The 19,648-nt window shown below is 38.8% G+C and carries 10 protein-coding genes; 9 read left to right on the top strand and 1 reads right to left on the bottom strand.

Annotation, left to right across the window (positions count from 1 at the left end):
- Window positions 1-48 precede the first annotated feature (48 nt).
- Window positions 49-1,059: a phytase gene (locus tag NDQ75_RS02780; protein WP_202027855.1), complete on the top strand. Its 1,011-nt coding sequence runs from the start codon at window positions 49-51 to the stop codon at window positions 1,057-1,059.
- Window positions 1,060-1,161: 102 nt separating this feature from the next.
- Window positions 1,162-1,746: a DUF3332 domain-containing protein gene (locus NDQ75_RS02775; protein ID WP_202027854.1), complete on the top strand. Its 585-nt coding sequence runs from the start codon at window positions 1,162-1,164 to the stop codon at window positions 1,744-1,746.
- 77 nt (window positions 1,747-1,823) lie between these two features.
- On the opposite strand, the gene NDQ75_RS02770 is transcribed toward NDQ75_RS02775, so the two are convergent.
- On the bottom strand, window positions 1,824-4,085 hold the full coding sequence (locus NDQ75_RS02770; protein WP_202027853.1) for an acyl-CoA dehydrogenase family protein: 2,262 nt from the start codon (window positions 4,083-4,085) through the stop codon (window positions 1,824-1,826).
- A gap of 148 nt (window positions 4,086-4,233) precedes the next feature.
- Between NDQ75_RS02770 and NDQ75_RS02765 the strand changes: the two genes are divergently transcribed.
- From NDQ75_RS02765 to sov, 7 genes are all read left to right on the top strand, one after another.
- A complete protein-coding gene (locus NDQ75_RS02765; RefSeq protein ID WP_202027852.1) occupies window positions 4,234-5,961 on the top strand; it encodes a RagB/SusD family nutrient uptake outer membrane protein in 1,728 nt (575 codons plus the stop codon).
- A gap of 85 nt (window positions 5,962-6,046) precedes the next feature.
- Window positions 6,047-7,069 (top strand): Holliday junction branch migration DNA helicase RuvB, encoded by a 1,023-nt coding sequence (gene ruvB, locus NDQ75_RS02760; protein WP_202027851.1) that lies wholly within the window; start codon window positions 6,047-6,049, stop codon window positions 7,067-7,069.
- A gap of 13 nt (window positions 7,070-7,082) precedes the next feature.
- Window positions 7,083-8,414, top strand: coding sequence for a cytochrome P450 (locus NDQ75_RS02755; protein ID WP_202027850.1), 1,332 nt, complete (start codon window positions 7,083-7,085; stop codon window positions 8,412-8,414).
- Entirely contained in the window at window positions 8,411-9,337 is a 927-nt protein-coding gene (queG, locus tag NDQ75_RS02750; RefSeq protein ID WP_202027849.1) for a tRNA epoxyqueuosine(34) reductase QueG, read from the top strand. The genes NDQ75_RS02755 and queG overlap by 4 nt, the downstream gene beginning before the upstream one ends.
- A gap of 141 nt (window positions 9,338-9,478) precedes the next feature.
- Window positions 9,479-11,767 carry an NADP-dependent malic enzyme gene (locus tag NDQ75_RS02745; RefSeq protein ID WP_202027848.1) on the top strand — a complete coding sequence of 763 codons (2,289 nt, stop codon included), beginning with the start codon at window positions 9,479-9,481 and terminating at the stop codon, window positions 11,765-11,767.
- A gap of 183 nt (window positions 11,768-11,950) precedes the next feature.
- Entirely contained in the window at window positions 11,951-12,532 is a 582-nt protein-coding gene (ruvA, locus tag NDQ75_RS02740; RefSeq protein ID WP_202027847.1) for a Holliday junction branch migration protein RuvA, read from the top strand.
- A 5-nt stretch (window positions 12,533-12,537) separates the two neighbouring features.
- Window positions 12,538-19,638 (top strand): T9SS outer membrane translocon Sov/SprA, encoded by a 7,101-nt coding sequence (sov, locus tag NDQ75_RS02735; protein WP_394368758.1) that lies wholly within the window; start codon window positions 12,538-12,540, stop codon window positions 19,636-19,638.
- Window positions 19,639-19,648 lie beyond the last annotated feature (10 nt).

Below are 19,648 nucleotides of genomic sequence, written 5' to 3'. Positions count from 1 at the left end.
AAATGCGTTGGTGACTGAACAATTGTTCAATTAAAAAAACACAAACAAATGAAGTTTTATAAATTACTAATGGTGGTAGCTGTTTTTGCAGCTTGTAAGAAAAATAATCTACCAGCCATTCAACCAGATATTATTACAGAAAACACCTTGCACGATACCGACGACCCAGCCATTTGGGTGAATAAAAAAGATCCTTCTAAAAGTATTGTTTTTGGAACGGATAAGGATACCGACGGTGCAGTGTATGCATTTGATTTAAATGGGAAAATTATAGAAAGTAAAACCATCAGAAATGTGCAACGCCCGAATAATGTGGACATTCGGTACGATTTCCAACTCAACGATTCTACCAAAACCGATATTCTGGTTTTTACGGAAAGAGAACGCCAGCAAATACGAATTTTCTCAATTCCAGACATGAAACCTTTGGATAACGGTGGATGCAAAGTTTTTACAGATGCCGAGGAATTGGAGCATACATTGCCTATGGGAATTAGTCTTTATCATTCGCCGATTTCCCAAAAAATGTATGCAATAGTTGGTAGAAAATCGGGCCCTTTGGATAAATATCTTTACCAATATTTGTTGGAACCTGATGCTTCGGGTGTTCAGTTGAAACTGGTAAGGAAATTCGGAAAATTCAGTGGTAAAAAAGAAATTGAAGCTATTGCTGTGGACGATGCTTCAGGAATGGTTTATTATTCAGATGAAGGCCATTGTATCCGTCAGTATCAAGCAGAACCTTCCGAAGGAGATAGGGAGATTTCCTGTTTTGGAGGAGAATATTTTGTGGATGACATTGAAGGATTAGCGATTGCGAATCTAGAAGATAAAGGAAGTTATTTAATTGCTTCCAATCAGGGAAATAACAGCTTTGTGATTTTCAACAGAAGCGATCGAAGTTTTTACAAAGAACTAAATTTAAGTACACTTGAAACCGACGGTTGCGAAATAGTCACTGTTCCATTGAACGATACTTTTACAAACGGATTATTCGTAGCCATGAATAACGATCGTAACTTTTATCTATTTGATTTGACCAAGTTGTTTGGAGAATAAATTAGTTGTAAGATTTTTATTAAATTATAATACTATTATTACCATAATTGGATTATTATTAATAACTTAGGGTTAACTAATAATCAAAAAATACTCAACATTATGAAAAAAGTTGTCGTTTCATGTGCGCTAGCACTCGCTGTTTTGTGCACAAGTTGTTTAGGTTCGTTCAGTGCCTTCAATGGTTTGAAAGATTGGAACCAAGGAATTTCTGGTAATAAGTTTGTAAATAACTTGGTGTTCTGGGGACTAGTAATCATTCCAGTTTATGAGTTATTCTTACTTGGAGACGCCATTATTTTCAACGTCATTGAATTTTGGACAGGATCTAACCCAATTGCTATGAAAGATGGGGAAAGAGAAACCCAAATTGTAGAAAATGATGGGAATACGTATCAAATGATTGCTACCAAAAATAGAATGCAAATCGCCATTGTTGACGGTCCGAAAAAAGGTGAAAAAGTAGATTTAGTTTATAAGCCAGATCAAAAATCATGGAGCGCAGTAAAGCCTAACGGCGAGATTATTGAGCTTTCTTCTTTTAAAGAAGGGTTTTACATGGTAAATCTTCCAAATGGAGAGCAAGTAAAAATCGATCCAAATATGCCTCGTGAAGAAGCGATTGCTTATTTAAAAGAAAGAACAGCTTGCAATTACAACGAAGTAATGTTGGCTTCCGCTGAATAAACTATATTAAACAGATACTAAAAAGGCGCCATTGGCGCCTTTTTTTATACAGTTATTTTCTGTAAGAGAAAATGGAATTATTTGGCAATTGGTGCAATAATACAATTTTTTGGAATTCCGTAACCATCCACCAATACGTTAACATGAGGACGTAGCTCCGTACAAAGCCTTTCTACCCGCTTTCGTATGGCTTTAAATTTGTTGGTACTAATATATCCCTGTTGGAGATACCAAGATGCATCTTCTTCAATTTCACTTAAAGCATATAAAACACCTAATTTCTTGAATAAAAATTGTGTTTTTTCATCTGAAATATTTTCAACAAAATCATTAAAAGCATTATAGGATAATTCTTTGCTATACGCTTTCCCCAAAGCCACTAAATGTGTTTGTACTTTTAAAAAGGCTTGGTAAGAAGGCATTCCCTTTTTTATATATTTCTGAAGACGTGAAGCGGCAGAAAAAGTGAGTCGGCGCGTTCGGTATTCCAGCGCATTTTTATGAAATTCTGGGTCGAATAGATGTTCTTTATCAGTTTTATTGGTGAAAATCGGATTTATGGTCGTGAGCCTATCTGAAACATTGGTTCCCACATATTTCAATACATCCATAAAATTATCGCTGTTGAATTCAGTTTTAAAATCGGTAAGAATACCTTTCGCGGCCAACTGAATTAAAACCGTGTTGTCTCCTTCAAAAGTTGTGAAAATATCCACGTCTCCTTTTATGTACGGAATTTCATTCTCCAAAAGATATCCTTTTCCGCCACACGCTTCACGACATTCCTGAATGGTATTGTTGGAAAACCAGGTAATAGTAGCTTTTAATGCAGCAACTTTTGTTTCAATTTGCCTTCTTTCTTCTTCTTCGGAAACAGCGTACTCCTCAATAAGTTTATCTAAAACTGTATGATAGATATACGAATAAGCAATAGGTTTTATTAAACGCACTTGATGCGTAGGATAATCCATTATAAGGTCCTCCTGAATTTTTTCGTCGCTATTAAATTGTCGGCGCTGCAATGCATATTTCACAGCGATGGTTAGCGCTTTTTTAGCGCCACTTAAGGCTCCCTTCGCAACGCAAATCCTTCCGCCAACAAGCGTCCCTAACATGGTAAAAAACCGTTTGTTTGGGTTTTCAATCGGCGAACTGTAAACACCGTTCTCATCTATATCTCCGTATTTATTCAGCAGGTTTTCTCTTGGGACTTCTACATTGGTGAACCAAATTTTACCATTATCTACACCGTTTAAACCCAGTTTGTAGCCATTATCTTCCACACGAACGCCTTCCAGTAAATTTCCATTTTCATCCCTTATTTTTACTAAAACCGCATGTACACCTTCATTTTTTCCATCCACGATGAGTTGCGCAAAAACAGTAGCCATGGTGGAATGCAAAGCATTTCCAATGTATTCTTTATTATCGTTTTCACCGGGAGTATCAATAATAATAGAATCGGTTTCTTTTACATACGTGGCCGTAGTCCTTACGCCTCGCACGTTAGACCCGTGTCTAGTTTCTGTCATAGCAAAACAGCCCAATAGCTTGGCTTCGCCAGTTTCTTTTAAATATTTATCATGATGTTTTTTGGTGCCTAGGTTTTGGATGCTTCCACCAAAAAGTCCGAATTGAACGCCAAATTTTATCGTTAGGCTACCGCCGGCATACATAAGGTTTTCAAAAATACTTGAATACACAGGCATGTTGTCAATACCGCCATACTCTTCTGTAAAAGCCATTGCCCCATAGCCGTGACCTGCTAGATGTTTTACCTGTTCTAAAACTTGATTACGGAATTTATCCTTATCCCTAATAATTTCAAAGTTGAAAATAGGGTCGTTTAAAACACTTCTAAATTTATCGATATGGGTGGCACGATTTCCTTTTAAAACGGTATCTATTGTTTCTGCGGAATAAAAATTGGCTTCGCTGGCTGTCTCAATTTTCACATTGAATAAATGGTGATAGTGGTTGGGTTGAATTCCCAAGTTTTTTTCAATGTACATTAGGTTTTCATCCGGCTCTACGATGCTCGTTTCTTTGCTTTTTAAACGCATACTGAAATAGGTAAGCGGGTAAGGATCGCTTTCAATTAATTTCACGCCCGAATCGTCAATCAAAGCTTTCCAGGATTTCAATGTTTCATCGGAAGGGGATTTGTCGGGGTTGCTCCATTTTTTTAATGTCTTTTTATCTTCATTGGAAAGGGAGTCATTTTTGACAGCTTTTTCAAAAACGGCAATTTCGGAAGGGGAAATCAATTCATCAGACCATATTACGTATAAAAATGGAATGTACTTAAGTATGTCGGCGGTAAATTTTGTGTTCTTCATAAAAGGAAAATACAAATTTCCCCTTCAGAAAAATAAATTTTAACCTATTTATAACTTGTTGGAAAAGCGCTTTAAATTTTTGATAGACATGTATTTTGCATTGGAAATATTTCTACATTTGATGTCATTTGAAAATTTTGACGGACATATGAAAAACATTCTCTGTTTGCTGTGGTTGATTGCTCTTTTCTTTGGTTGTTCTAAAGATGAAAAGGAGGAAATTGTTAGTACTTCTTTAAATGTGATTTTAATTGATCAAAATGGTATTGCCGTACCTGATGCGGAAATTACAACGGAGCCATCTACTAGAACAATGACTACCGATGAGAATGGAGAGGTCTTTTTCAGCAATATAAATGAGGGAGATTATGTGTTGATAGCAAGTATCATAGAAGGGCTAGTGGAGTACAGAAAAGGTATTACTATTAAAACCGGCATTGAAAATGAAGTGGTTTTTATAATAGATTTAATAGATCCCAATCCACCAACCGGTCCGGGAGAAGCCGAAATTGAAGGGCTTATAAATGACATTTATCAACAACTGAAAGGACGGAATGTCTTCGATGCTAGTGGATATGTAAGTTACTGGGGGGATGTGGGAACAGACTTAGTTTCATCAAATTTTTATGCTGAATTGGATCGTTATTCTTTCGATTCCGGTACCCCTATAATTAATTATGTTTGGGAGAGCCATTACAATTTAATTGCTGGTGGAATCAATAAGGTACTAAAACATCTGGAAGATATAGAGACTAACCTATCATCGATGCAGCTTAAGCAAAAAGCGGAACTACAATTTTTAAGAGGACTGTTATACTTTAATATGGTAAGGTTGTATGGAAACCCTATTGTAGTAACTGAAGATGATTACGGGCAACCTGATACAAGTACGTATGCTCAGGGGATGCAGGAAGCTTACGATTTAATAATTTCCGATTTACAATTTGCAAAAAGTAATCTTCCGTCCATTTCAACCTCAAGCAGGGCGTCTAAAGAGGCGGCAACAGCTTTGTTGGGTAAAGTGTACTTACAATCGGCTGGCTTCCCAATGTTAGTAAACGAAAACTATAACAAAGCCATTCAACAGTTTGAAGAAATTGAAGGAAAGTTTTCATTGTCTGAAGATTATAGCGCACTCTTTAACAGCGATTTGAGTGGTAATCCAGAAGTGATTTTTAAAGTAGATTTTAAGGCTGAAAATTCTCAAGGGGGAAATTATGGCGTGCTTTGGGGACCATTAGGCTATGCTCTTTATGATTTTTTTCAACCAACCCCGAAAGCTATTAATGGTTATTTTCAAACGGCCAATATGGTTGAAACGCCTGTTTCTTTTCCAATTGAAACAGCGGATACACGTTTTTATCAGAACATTGCCACTTTTAAAGTTGAATCGGGACAAAAAACAAACCTAGAAGATATAACGAATTGGCGTCCTTACAAGTACAAAAAAGACATTGCTACACCGATTGAAGAAAATGGAGGGAATCTTGATTTTATTATACTTCGATATGCTGACATATTACTTATGAAAGCTGAGGCAATAAATGCCATTTCTGGACCAAATTCTGAAACCTATTCTTTGGTTAATGAGGTTAGAAAGAGAGCGTATTCAGATGAAATGTATCCGCTACCGCAAGGGTTAAGCAAGCAAGAGTTCTTAGAAGTTATTATGGAGGAGAGAAGTAAAGAATTTTTTATGGAAGGACATAGAAAAGACGATCTTATCCGGAATCAAATGTTGGAAGAAGTATTGAATGATTATAACGCGCAAACTAGTGGACCTAAAAAGATTTTTAAATCGCACAACTATATTTGGCCGATTCCAGCAAAGGAATTTACATTTAATCCATCTGTAAAGCAAAATCCAGGATATTAAATGATCGACACATAAGTCCGTTGCATGTTTTTAAATGTTCCTGATTAAATTTTCAAGTCATTGCTTTTACCTATTTTTGTAATCTATGAACGAATATTTAGATCCTACAGGCGAGCACTTTTCTCCGGAAGAAGTAGACATAGAAAAAGCATTACGGCCTTTAAGTTTTGATGACTTTGCAGGACAGGAACAGGTGTTGGAAAACTTAGCAGTGTTTGTACAGGCGGCCAACCTTCGTTCGGAAGCCTTGGATCATACTTTGTTTCATGGTCCACCTGGACTGGGAAAAACCACCTTGGCGCATATTTTGGCCAACGAGCTTGGTGTAGGAATAAAAGTTACCTCGGGCCCTGTGTTGGATAAACCCGGTGATTTAGCGGGATTGCTTACCAATTTAGAAGATCGAGACGTGCTTTTTATAGATGAAATCCACCGTTTGAGTCCGATTGTAGAGGAATATCTGTATTCTGCCATGGAAGATTACAAAATAGATATCATGATAGAAAGTGGTCCGAATGCACGAACGGTTCAAATAAATTTGAATCCGTTTACCCTAATTGGGGCAACCACGCGTTCGGGATTGCTTACAGCTCCCATGCGGGCGAGATTTGGAATAAGTAGCCGACTACAATATTACACTACAGAATTGCTAGCCGATATCGTGCAGCGAAGTGCGCAGATTTTAAAAGTGCCAATCAATATGGAAGCCGCCATTGAAATTGCTGGCAGAAGTAGGGGTACGCCACGTATCGCCAATGCGTTGTTGCGAAGAATTCGTGATTTTGCTCAGATAAAAGGAAATGGAAAAATCGATATCGAAATATCGAAATTCGGATTGAAAGCACTAAATGTAGATGCTTTTGGTTTGGATGAAATGGATAACAAGATTCTAACTACCATTATCGATAAATTTAAAGGAGGCCCTGTCGGGATTACCACGCTTGCCACGGCAGTTTCAGAAAGTGCAGAAACTATTGAGGAAGTTTATGAGCCGTTTTTAATTCAGCAAGGATTTATTATTCGTACTCCACGAGGGAGGGAAGTTACCGAATTGGCATACAGACACCTTGGAAAGGTGAAAGGTGGTATTCAAGGAGGGTTGTTTTAGAAAAAGAAATCCTATGAAAAATTTGCCAAAAGTTCCACAATGGCGGGTTATTTTAAACGCACAGCGTATTTTAAAGAATCCTATTTCTTTTCATCAAGAGATTTTTGAAGAACTAGGCGATAACTTTATGGTGAAAACACCTGCAGGAAAGCCTGTAGTTTTTACAAGGACTCCGCAAATTATAAGGCACGTTTTACAGAAAAACCATGCGAATTATAAAAAATCAACCTTACAGACAGAAGATTTGGCGAATTATATCGGTAATGGTTTATTAACTGCGGAAGGAGAGCATTGGTTGGTACATCGCAGAATGATTCAGCCGGGATTTCATAAGAAGAAGCTGGTTGGTTTGTTGGGTATTATGCATGAAGCCATTCAAAATGAACTTCGGCAAATAACCCCAGAAAGTAATTTTGATGTGTATTCGCTCATGGGTGACTTGGCGTTTCAAGTGGTGGCAAAGTCACTTTTCAGTCGGTCAGACATTCGTGAATCCATGGCGAAGCTTCAGAAGATAACGGAAGACAATCAGCAAATGGTTATCAAAGAAATGAGACAGCCTTATTTGCAGTGGTGGTTTGCGCTTTCAGGAATGAAAAATAGGCATTTAAAGTTTGCTGCGGACGGAAGACAGATTTTAAATACTATCATTGAAGAGCGTATTACTTCAGCACATAAAAAAAATGATTTGCTAGATATGCTTCTGGAAGCAACCTATGAAGATGGCAGCCATATGTCACGGCAACAGCTGATAGACGAAGTGCTTATTCTCTTTACCGCGGGTCACGAAACTACCGCAAATACGTTGAGTTTTACACTTTATTTATTGGCGAAAAACCCAGGGGCACAGGAAAAAATATATCAAGAGATAAAAGAATTGGATTTTCATCAAGAAAATCTTTACGAAATAATTGGCAAGCTTCCTTTCACAAAGGCTTGTTTAGAAGAATCCATGCGGTTATTCCCACCGGTTTATATCATAGACCGAGTAGCAAAAGATGATGATGAGGTAGCTAATCAGGAAATAAAAAAGGACACCCTCATGTTGCTGTCTATTTTTGAGTTGCATCGAAATAAAGATTTTTGGGAACAGCCCGATGATTTTCATCCGGAACGATTTTTAAAAATGGATAAAAAAGAGTATTCCGAATATTATTATCCTTTCGGAGCCGGTCCGCGCATGTGTGTTGGGAATAATTTTGCTATGTTCGAAATGCTGTTGGTTTTGGCGGAAATTTTTAAGAAGTATACGGTTTCAACCGAAATGGACAACATGGAACTGAATCCGCTTATCTCCTTAAAACCAAAAAAAGTAGCTATCAACTTTAAAGAAAGACGGCGTTGACCACGAAACAGCAACATACCGAACTTATTAAAGCAGAAGCCAAACGACTCGGATTCTTATCTTGCGGAATTTCTAAAGCTGATTTTCTAGAAGAAGAAGCACCACGATTGGAAAAATGGTTGAACAACAATAGCCACGGCGAAATGAAATACATGGAAAATCATTTCGACAAACGATTGGACCCAAGATTGTTGGTGGAAGGCTCAAAGTCTGTTATCTCATTATTGTTGAATTATTTCCCTGCTGAAACCCAAAAAGACCCCAATGCTCCTAAAATTTCAAAATATGCCTACGGAAGGGATTACCATTTTGTTATAAAAGATAAGTTGAAGCATTTGCTGCAGTTCATTCAAGAAGAAATTGGAGAAGTGGACGGCCGTGCCTTTGTAGATTCGGCGCCGGTTTTAGATAAAGCATGGGCTGCCAAAAGTGGTTTGGGTTGGATTGGGAAAAATAGCAATTTGCTTTCCAAGCAAGTAGGTTCTTTCTTTTTTATTGCTGAATTAATTGTAGATATCGATTTGGAATACGATGCACCGGTAACCGATCACTGCGGAAGTTGCACGGCTTGTATAGATGCGTGTCCCACGGAAGCTATTACATCGCCATATGTGGTAGATGGCAGCAAGTGTATTTCCTATTTAACAATAGAGTTGAAAGATCAAATACCTTCGGATTTTTCGGGGAAAATGGATGATTGGATGTTTGGTTGCGATGTGTGCCAAGATGTTTGTCCGTGGAATCGTTTTTCAAAACCTCATAATGAACCACTTTTTAATCCGCATCCAGAATTACTTTCCATGACCAAGAAAGAATGGGAAGAGATCACTCAAGAGGTTTTCAGTGAAATATTTAAAAAGTCGGCCGTAAAGAGAACTAAGTTTACGGGCTTAAAACGAAATATTGATTTTTTGGACAACTGAAATTATTTTATCACCACTTCAAAAAACATTTTATTTGCCTAAACTTTTAGAACAAGATTCTTATAACTTTGTAAATAGAAAACTTACATTTACTTTAAATACGAACGTTGGGAATTTCCAATGCGGTTAAAAAATCAACTTATGAGTAAAGAAAGCAGAAGAAGGGAAGCTTTAGTATACCACGCGAAACCACAACCAGGGAAAATAAAAATAGTTCCAACCAAAAGATATGCTACGCAAAGGGATTTAGCGCTTGCTTATTCCCCAGGGGTGGCAGAACCTTGTTTGGAGATAGCAAAAGATAAGGACAATGCCTATAAATACACAACCAAAGGAAACTTAGTGGCCGTTATTACCAATGGTACAGCGGTTTTGGGATTGGGTGATATAGGTCCAGAAGCTTCTAAACCTGTAATGGAAGGTAAAGGCCTGCTCTTTAAAATCTTTGCAGATATTGATGGGATTGATATTGAACTTGATACGAAAGATGTAGATAAGTTTGTTGAAACCGTAAAAACCATCGCTCCTACTTTTGGTGGAATTAACCTGGAGGATATTAAAGCGCCAGAAGCTTTTGAAATAGAGCGAAGGTTAAAAGAGGAATTGGATATTCCCGTAATGCACGATGATCAACACGGGACAGCTATTATTTCAGCAGCGGCTTTATTGAATGCGTTGGAGTTGGCCGATAAAAAAATTGAAGAGGTTAAAATAGTGATCAGTGGTGCCGGGGCAGCGGCAGTATCATGTACCAGACTTTATAAATCTTTCGGTGCAAAAGCAGAGAACATTGTAATGCTCGATAGTAAAGGGGTGATTCGTAAGGACAGGGAAAACCTTTCCAAAGAAAAACTGGAATTTGCTTCCGATAGAAAAATAGATACGCTTGAAGAAGCTATGAAAGATGCCGATGTGTTTATTGGACTTTCAATAGCGGATATTGTTTCTCCGGAAATGCTTCTTTCCATGGCAGATAACCCAATTGTTTTCGCCATGGCAAATCCAGATCCAGAAATCGACTACGATGTGGCCATGAAAACCCGTGAGGATATCATTATGGCAACAGGACGTTCCGATCATCCTAACCAAGTGAATAACGTGCTTGGTTTTCCATTTATTTTCCGTGGTGCTTTAGATGTTAGGGCCACAAAAATTAATGAAGAAATGAAAAAGGCTGCTGTAAAAGCGCTAGCAGAATTGGCCAAAGAGGCCGTTCCAGAGCAAGTGAACATCGCCTACGGAGAAACGAGATTGAATTTTGGTAGGGATTACATCATTCCTAAGCCATTTGACCCTAGGCTCATTGCAGCGGTGCCGCCAGCGGTAGCAAAAGCGGCTATTGAAAGTGGCGTAGCCCGCGAACCGATAGAAGATTGGGAGCGTTACGAAGATGACTTATTGCAGCGTCTTGGAAATGATAACAAATTGGTGCGTTTGCTGCATAATCGTGCGAAAACGAACCCGAAGAAAGTGGTTTTTGCTGAAGCTGACCATCTGGATATACTAAAAGCAGCGCAGATTGTGTTGGATGAAGGTATTGCTGAGCCTATTTTATTAGGTCACAAAGAAACCATTTTAGAGTTGATGAATGAAATCGATTTTGATGCCGATGTAATGATAATCGACACCAAAAACGATGAATATAACGATAAGAAAGATCAATATGCTAAAAAGTACTGGGAAGCGAGAAAACGCAATGGCGTAACTTTCTACGATGCACAAAAGAAAATGCGCGAGCGTAATTATTTCGCTGCGATGATGGTAAATGAAGGGGATGCCGATTGTTTAATTTCAGGGTATTCCCGAGCGTATCCTACGGTAGTAAGACCGATGCTGGAGCTTATTGGAAAAGCAAGTGGTGTAACGAAAGTAGCTGCCGTAAACTTGATGCTTACCGAACGCGGACCTATGTTCTTGTCTGATACTTCCATAAATATCGATCCGACTGCTAAAGAACTTGCAAAAATTGCACAAATGACAGCTACCACGGCTAGAATGTTCGGTATCGAACCAGTGATTGCCATGTTGTCCTACGCAAACTTTGGTTCGTCTAGAGATGAACGTGCTAATAAAGTAGGGGATGCCGTGGCTTATCTACACCGTCATTATCCTGATATTTTGGTTGACGGTGAACTGCAATCGGATTTTGCTTTGAACAAAGAAATGCTTCAGAGTAAATTCCCATTTTCTAAGCTTGCGGGCAAGAAAGTCAATACGTTGATATTCCCTAATTTGGATTCAGCAAATATTACATATAAACTGATGAAAGAATTGAATAAAGCCGATTCTATTGGTCCGATTCTTTTAGGGATGAAAAAGCCAGTTCACATTCTACAACTGGGAGCAGGGGTAGAAGAGATTGTAAACATGACAGCGGTGGCCGTTGTAGATGCCCAAGAAAAAGAAAAGCGACAAAAAGCTGCGCTTTAATAAATTAGGAAATGCTTCAGATGTAATAGCTCTGTACTGTTTTTTCAATTGAATGTTTTTTGGTTTGAGAGAAGTACATTCGTTGTACTTCAACTGAGATCCAAACAAAAGACACTATTGTATTTTAAATCGTACTTAGTGAGTAAATTTTATTACATTTGAAGCATTAACGTTTTATTAAGAATGATTACGCAGATAAAAGGCAGGCTTATTGAAAAAAATCCAACCGATGTAGTTATAGATTGTAACGGGTTGGGCTATGAGGTTAACATCTCTTTGAATACCTATTCCAAAATAACTTCCAATGAGAATATTCAGCTTTATACATATTTGCAGGTAAAGGAAGATTCACACACACTTTACGGTTTTGCGGATAAGGCCGAAAGGGAAATCTTTAAGTTATTGATTTCCGTTTCAGGAATCGGGGCGAGTATCGCCCGAACCATGTTAAGCTCGTTGGATCCTTTACAGGTAAGAGATGCTATAGCTTCCAGCGATGTAGCTACTATTCAATCGGTGAAAGGAATTGGAGCCAAAACTGCACAACGCGTAATTATAGATTTAAAAGATAAAGTGCTCAAGATTTATGATATTGACGAAGTTTTTACAAAACAGGACAATACAAACAAAGATGAGGCGTTATCAGCATTAGAGGTTTTGGGTTTTACCCGAAAGCAAGCTGAAAAGGTAGTAGATAAGATTGTAAAAACCGACCCTGATTTAAGTGTCGAAAGCATCATAAAAAACGCGCTTAAAAACTTATAACTGGCTTGAAAACTATAACTAGCCCTAAATTAACTAACAGCTGGCTTAGAACTTTTTTTGTTTTATGTTTTTTGCTAGCAAGTACCACTGTAATGTCCCAGGAAGAGCCCGAAGAACAGGACTCTACCCAGGTTGGCGCTGCTTTGGGTAAAATTAGGCTTCAAGATCCAGAAAGTATTTCTTCAAAATATACCTACGACCCTGTTACCGATAAATATATTTTTACGGAAACCATAGGTGATTACGATATCTCATATCCCGTTATATTAACTCCGGAAGAATTCCAACGTTTGGTGCTTAACGAACAAATGAAAGGGTATTTCAAGGAGAAGATTGATGCGATTTCTGGAAAGGAAGGAAGTGAGGATGCACAGAAAAATCTTCTACCAAGCTTTTATGTAAACTCAAATTTTTTTGAAAGTATCTTCGGGGGGAATACTATTGAGATAATTCCGCAAGGTTCGGTGGCGATGGATTTAGGGGTGCGATACCAGAAAAATGACAATCCGGCCCTATCACCTCGAAACCGAAGTAATGTTTCTTTTGACTTCGACCAACGTATCAGTTTGAGTTTGCTCGGACAAATAGGAACGCGATTAACAATTAATGCGAATTACGATACAGAGGCTACGTTTGATTTTCAGAATTTAATCAAACTAGAATACACGCCCGATGAAGATGATATTATTCAGAAAATAGAAGTCGGTAATGTAAGTATGCCGCTAAATAGTTCCTTAATCAATGGCGCGCAAAGTTTGTTTGGTGTAAAAACTGAGCTTCAGTTCGGTAGAACTACGGTAACGGGAGTTTTTTCTGAACAGCGTTCGCAAAGTAGAAGTGTTACGGCCCAAGGTGGAGGTACTGTAAATGAATTTGAAATATTGGCGTTGGATTATGATGAAGATAGACACTTCTTTTTATCTCAATATTTTAGAAATCAGTACGATCAAGCTCTAGAAAACTATCCCTTTATTCGCAGTCAAGTTCAAATTACCCGTATTGAAGTTTGGGTAACCAACCGGGCACAGCGAACGGATAACGTGCGAAATATTGTTGCGTTACAGGATTTGGGGGAATCCAGTCCTGATAATACGCGAATTAACCAGAATGCGCCTCCAGGATTTTTTACATCGGCTAGCACATTGCCGCAGAATGCTGCAAATGCTTATGATCCGTTTAATATCGGCGGAGCCGGCTCAGCAATAAATGATAACATTCGGGATATTGCAACTGTTCAGCAAGGATTTAATGTGGCTGGCTACAATCCAAGTCAAGGTTTTGATTATGGAATATTGGAAAATGCGAGAAAACTGGAACAGAATAGAGAATATACCTTGGACACTCAACTTGGGTACATCTCTTTAAACCAGCGTTTAAATAATGATGAGGTTTTGGCGGTGGCATTTCAGTACACGTATCAAGGTCAAGTTTATCAAGTGGGGGAATTTGCCAATGATGGGGTGAATGCTACAGAGTTTGAAGAAAATAACGGAGTAATATCCCAAGTAAATCCACAAGCGCTGGTATTAAAAATGTTGAAAAGTAACATCACCAATGTTTCCGATCCTATTTGGGACTTAATGATGAAAAACTTTTATTCAACAGGAGCTTTTCAGTTGTCACAAGAAGATTTCAGAATGAATATTCTGTATACCGATCCTTCGCCTATCAATTATATTTCCCCGATTGATGACGCTACGTGGCCTCAAGGTTTAGAGGAAAGAATTTTATTGGATGTTTTCAATTTTGATAGACTGAATGTCTACAACGACCCGCAAAACGGCGGGGATGGTTTTTTCGATTTCTTGCCTGGCATAACGGTGGATACCCAAAATGGCTTGATAAAGTTCACCAAAGTGGAGCCTTTTGGAGAGTATTTATATGACTTACTCGGTGGCGGTGGAAATTATGATGATCCTAATTTTGCACCAAACAACGATAACCAGGCACAGTATGTTTACCGAAATATGTATAAACTTACCAAAGCAGCTTCTTTGGAGAATGCTGAAAAGAATAAGTTTATGCTAAAAGGAAGATACAAAGCAGAAAGTTCCGGTGGGATTCCGCTTGGAGCATTCAACGTTCCCCGTGGTTCTGTACGGGTAACTGCTGGTGGTAGAGTTCTTCAGGAAGGAATAGATTATACGGTGAATTATCAAGCGGGAACGGTGCAGATTTTAGATGAAGGACTTCGAGCATCCAACGTTCCTATAGAAGTTTCCGTAGAAAATAACGCAGTGTTCGGTCAGCAAACAAGAAGGTTTTCGGGGGTTCATGTGGATCATCAGTTCAATGAAAACCTAACGCTGGGTGGAACATTTTTAAATATGAGTGAACGGCCTCTTACCCAAAAAGCTAATTTTGGAGTGGAGCCTGTAAACAACAGTATTTTAGGGTTTAATGGTAATTTTTCAAAGGAAATTCCATTTCTAACGCGTTTGGTAAATAAACTGCCCAACATAGATACCGATGCACCATCCAATTTATCTGTTCGTGGTGATTTTGCCTATTTAATTCCGGGATCCCCAAAAAGCTCCGACTTCGATGGGGAAACGACCTCTTATCTAGATGATTTCGAAGGTGCGCAAGCCTTTATCGATATACGCTCGGCACTGGCTTGGTCATTGTCCAGTGCGCCTATTGGTTATGGTGGGGAATTGGAAAATGACAACGTTGCCTCACGTTACCAAAGAGCTAAAATGGCTTGGTATACAATTGACCCAATATTTTACAGTAACCAGCGTCCTGGAGGGATTTCAGATGATGACATTTCCAATAATTTCACGAGACGAATTTTTATAGATGAAATCTTTCCGCAGCAGGATGTGGCACAAGGACAAACCTTAGTACAGCCTACATTGGATGTTGCTTATTACCCTAATGAAAAAGGACCTTATAATGATAATAGTAATTTTGATGCCTTGCCGGAAGACGACCGTTGGGGTGGAATTATGAGGTCAGTGAGCAGCACGAATTTCGAGCAGGCCAACGTTGAGTTTATTCAGTTTTGGGTGTTAGATCCGTATTATCAGGATGGACCAACTTCTGGAAGTAGTGGGGAATTGGTTTTCAATTTAGGGAATATAAATGAAGATATTCTAAAAGATGGTAGGAAGCAGTATGAAAACGGACTTCCAGCTGAGAATAACCCAGCCTTGGTGAATACTACCAACTTTGCTCGGGTGCCTTCAACACAATCTTTGGTATATGCTTTTGATGCGGATACTTCCAATAGAAATGTTCAAGATGCCGGTTTTGATGGTATTTTGGATGCGGAGGAAGCACAATTTTATAACAACCCAGGACCCGATCCAGCATTGGATAACTATCAATTTTATTTGGAAGCCACTGGTGGTATTTTAGATCGATATTACAATTATAACAACCCTGAAGGGAACTCGCCTGTACAGGTAGGGAATAATAACCGTGGATCTACAACCTTGCCGGATGTGGAGGACGTGAACCGGGATTTAACCATGAATACGGTTGATAGTTATTACGAATATAGAATTCCAATCTCACCGAACATTCAGCGAACGGATCGTTTTGTTTCGGATATTCGTGAGGTAGATGTGGAAACGCCAAATAATGATAACTATCGTGTACGTTGGATTCAGTTTAAAGTGCCAATTACTGAATTTGACGATGCCATTGGAGGGATTACAGATATTCGGTCTATCAGTTTTATGCGTATGTTCCTAACCGGCTTCGACGATCCTGTGGTGTTGCGTTTTGCTACATTAGATTTGGTTCGTGGGGACTGGCGTAATTACACCTCGAGTTTACAGCCTGAGGATGATCCAGATCCAGATGATGATGGAACTTTTGTGGACGTGAATACCGTAAACATTCAAGAGAATGAGCAAAGAGAGCCTATTCCATATCGATTACCGCCTGGCGTGGTGCGGGAGCAGTTGAATAACAACAACACGATTATCCGTCAGAATGAGCAATCATTATCTTTTGCTGTTTGTGATTTAGAGCCTGAAGATTCCCGCGGGGTATTTAAAAATGTGAATATTGATATCCGCCAGTACAAAAGGATTAAAATGTTTGTTCACGCCGAACAATACGAGAATACTCCGGTAAGCGATGGTGATCTGGTGGCGTTTTTACGTTTTGGTACCGATTTTAGTGAAAACTATTATCAAGTGGAAATTCCTCTACAAATTACACCTCCTGGCACCACCGATCCAAATACAATATGGCCTTCTGTGAATAACATAGATTTGCCTTTGTCACTTTTATCTAAAATCAAATCACAAGGAATAGCCGACGGAACACTTCAAGATGCTACTTTCTATGATGAGGATGGAAACCAAATAGATGAATTTGCGCCACGTGAATTAGGAAAACTAAGGGTTGCCGTAAAAGGTAATCCAAGTCTCGGGAATATTCGTGCAACCATGGTTGGGGTGAAAAATCCAAATACTGGTGTTGGAGAGAATGTGTGTGGAGAAGTTTGGTTTAACGAACTGCGTTTGGCCGAATTGGACAATAATGGTGGCTGGGCAGCGGTAGCGGCGGTTGATTTAACCCTTGCCGATTTTGCCAATATTTCTGCAACAGGAAATATGAGTACTTCTGGGTTTGGAAATATCGATCAAACGCCCAATGAGAGAAGCAGGGAAGATTTCAGACAATACGCTTTAAACAGTAATGTTAATTTAGGACAATTGTTGCCAAATCGCTGGGGGATTCAGTTACCTATGAATTACAGCGTTTCCGAAGAATTAATTACACCAGAATTTGATCCGCTGTATCAGGATATTAAATTGGAAGATAGGCTCGATGCTGCTCCTACGGAAGAAAGAAAAGAGGAAGTTCGCCGTCAAGCGGAAGATTATACGAAAAGGAAAAGTATCAACTTTATTGGTGTTCGGAAGAATAGAGGTCCTGAACAAAAACCGGCGGTGTACGATATTGAAAATTTCACCTTCAATTTTGCCTACAACCAAATGGATCACCGAGATTATGAAATTGAAAAGTTGAAAGACCAAAATGTAAGAACAGGTTTCTTATACAGTCATAATTTTCAGCCAGTAGAAGTAGTTCCGTTACAAAATGCCGATTCTATTTTGCAAAGTAAGTATTGGGACTGGTTAAAAGAATTCAACTTTAATGCCCTTCCTACAAGTATATCTTTGAATTCTAACATCACCAGAACACTTAATAGACAGTCTTTTAGACAGGTTTTAGATGCTGGGAGCTCGGATGACTTCCTAGGTTTGCCAGAAGTACAGCAACGTAATTATTTATTTGATTGGCAGTACGCAATCAATTATAACTTAACCAAATCCCTGCAGTTTAATTTTACCGCCGCTAACAACCATATCGTTAAGAACTATCTGGAAGAGGATGGTAATGGAGATTTACAGGTTAATACCGGACTAGGTCTTTGGGATGGTTTTTGGAATGTAGGTGACCCCAACAGGCATACACAACAGCTTCAGGTAAATTATGATATTCCTTTAAATAAAATACCATTCTTAAATTTTATAGACGCCACTTATGCATACACGGGCGACTTTGATTGGCAACGGGGAAGTCAGGTGTTAATCGATATCGCAGGGGAAGAGCTTAATACAATTCAAAACGCCAACACCCAAAACTTAAATGCGTCTTTGGGAATGGATAAACTGTATTCATATTTAGGAATTAAAAAGAAAGGAAGCGGAAGTAGTGAGTCTTCTAGAGGTTCACTTCCTATAGCCGATCCAGATGCTGAACAAACTTCCGAAGTGGTTAAAAAGGATAAATACGGAGCCTATAATACCTTTATTGATTTAGCTACCATGGTAAAACGGATTAGCGTAAGTTATACCGATAATCAAGGTAAAGTGCTGCCCGGTTATACGGAGTCTATTGGATTTATTGGAACATTAAGGCCGTCTTGGGGATTTGTTTTTGGAGGACAGTCGGATGTGCGCTATGAAGCTGCGCGGCAAGGTTGGTTAACCACGTTTCCTGAATTCAATCAACAGTACATGTCCCGTAAGGCAAATCAATTGAATATTTCAGCCAATGTTCAGCCTTTTAAAGATTTAACGATTGATTTAGTTGCCGATAGACAGTACGCAGAATCCTACGCAGAAAACTATCGTATTGTAGATTTAAATTCTGATGGTATTCTGGATTACGATGCTTTGATACAGAATAAGTACGGAGATTTTTCCATCTCTACTATTATGATAGGAACTTCTTTCGATAAAGCTGCGGAGGCTACTTCTGAAACCTTTGATCAGTTCAGCGAAAATAGGATTGTGGTTGCACAACGCTTGGCAGGGCAGCCTGTTAATCCCGACGCAACCGATTATCCACAAGGATATGGCCCTACTAATCAAGCTGTATTGTTGCCATCATTTTTAGCAGCTTATCGTGGCAAAGATGCCAGCTCCATTTCATTGGGTGCTTTCCGCGATGTGCCATTACCTAACTGGACGGTTAAATACACCGGACTTATGCGTATGCAGTGGTTCAAAGATAATTTCAGGCGTTTTTCGCTGGCCCATGGCTATAGGTCGAGTTACAGCATTAATAGTTTCCGCTCTAATTTGGATTTTGGTCAAGGAAGTGAATTTGATCAATCTGGGAACTTTAAGAATCCTTTACTTTTTACCAACGCTACGTTGGTGGAGCAATTCAATCCTTTGATGCGCGTTGATTTCGAAATGTCTAATTCAATTAGTGTTTTGGCGGAAATGAGAAAAGATCGTGCCCTTTCACTCAGTTTTGATAATAATTTACTTACCGAAATGTCTGGCGATGAATACGTAGTGGGACTTGGCTATAGAATTTCCGATCTTCGATTTGTAACTAATATTGGCGGAAGACGCAATGTGTTGCGGGGCGACCTGAATCTAAAAGCAGATCTTTCGTTACGGGATAATATCACGATTATTAGAAATTTGGATATTAATACCAATCAAGTAACTGCTGGTCAGAATATATGGGCGCTTAAATTTACTGCCGATTATGCCTTGACCAAAAACTTAACAACATTGTTTTTTTACGATCATACCTTTTCAGAGTTCAAAGTTTCAACGGCTTTCCCGCAAACAACCATCCGTACAGGCTTTACTTTACGGTATAATTTCGGAAATTAATCCGTTTCCA

This window comes from Galbibacter mesophilus (assembly GCF_023721415.1).
Taxonomy (GTDB): Bacteria; Bacteroidota; Bacteroidia; order Flavobacteriales; family Flavobacteriaceae; genus Galbibacter; species Galbibacter mesophilus.
The sequence above is the reverse complement of the archived record's forward strand: the minus strand, read 5'-3'. Positions and strand labels throughout refer to the sequence as shown.

Bases quoted from the DNA above. Each gene is read 5' to 3' on its own strand.
- NDQ75_RS02780 (WP_202027855.1), top strand. From the start codon at position 49: ATGAAGTTTTATAAATTACTAATGGTGGTAGCTGTTTTTGCAGCTTGT.
- NDQ75_RS02775 (WP_202027854.1), top strand. From the start codon at position 1,162: ATGAAAAAAGTTGTCGTTTCATGTGCGCTAGCACTCGCTGTTTTGTGC.
- NDQ75_RS02770 (WP_202027853.1), bottom strand. From the start codon at position 4,085: ATGAAGAACACAAAATTTACCGCCGACATACTTAAGTACATTCCATTT.
- NDQ75_RS02765 (WP_202027852.1), top strand. From the start codon at position 4,234: ATGAAAAACATTCTCTGTTTGCTGTGGTTGATTGCTCTTTTCTTTGGT.
- ruvB (WP_202027851.1), top strand. From the start codon at position 6,047: ATGAACGAATATTTAGATCCTACAGGCGAGCACTTTTCTCCGGAAGAA.
- NDQ75_RS02755 (WP_202027850.1), top strand. From the start codon at position 7,083: ATGAAAAATTTGCCAAAAGTTCCACAATGGCGGGTTATTTTAAACGCA.
- NDQ75_RS02745 (WP_202027848.1), top strand. From the start codon at position 9,479: ATGAGTAAAGAAAGCAGAAGAAGGGAAGCTTTAGTATACCACGCGAAA.
- ruvA (WP_202027847.1), top strand. From the start codon at position 11,951: ATGATTACGCAGATAAAAGGCAGGCTTATTGAAAAAAATCCAACCGAT.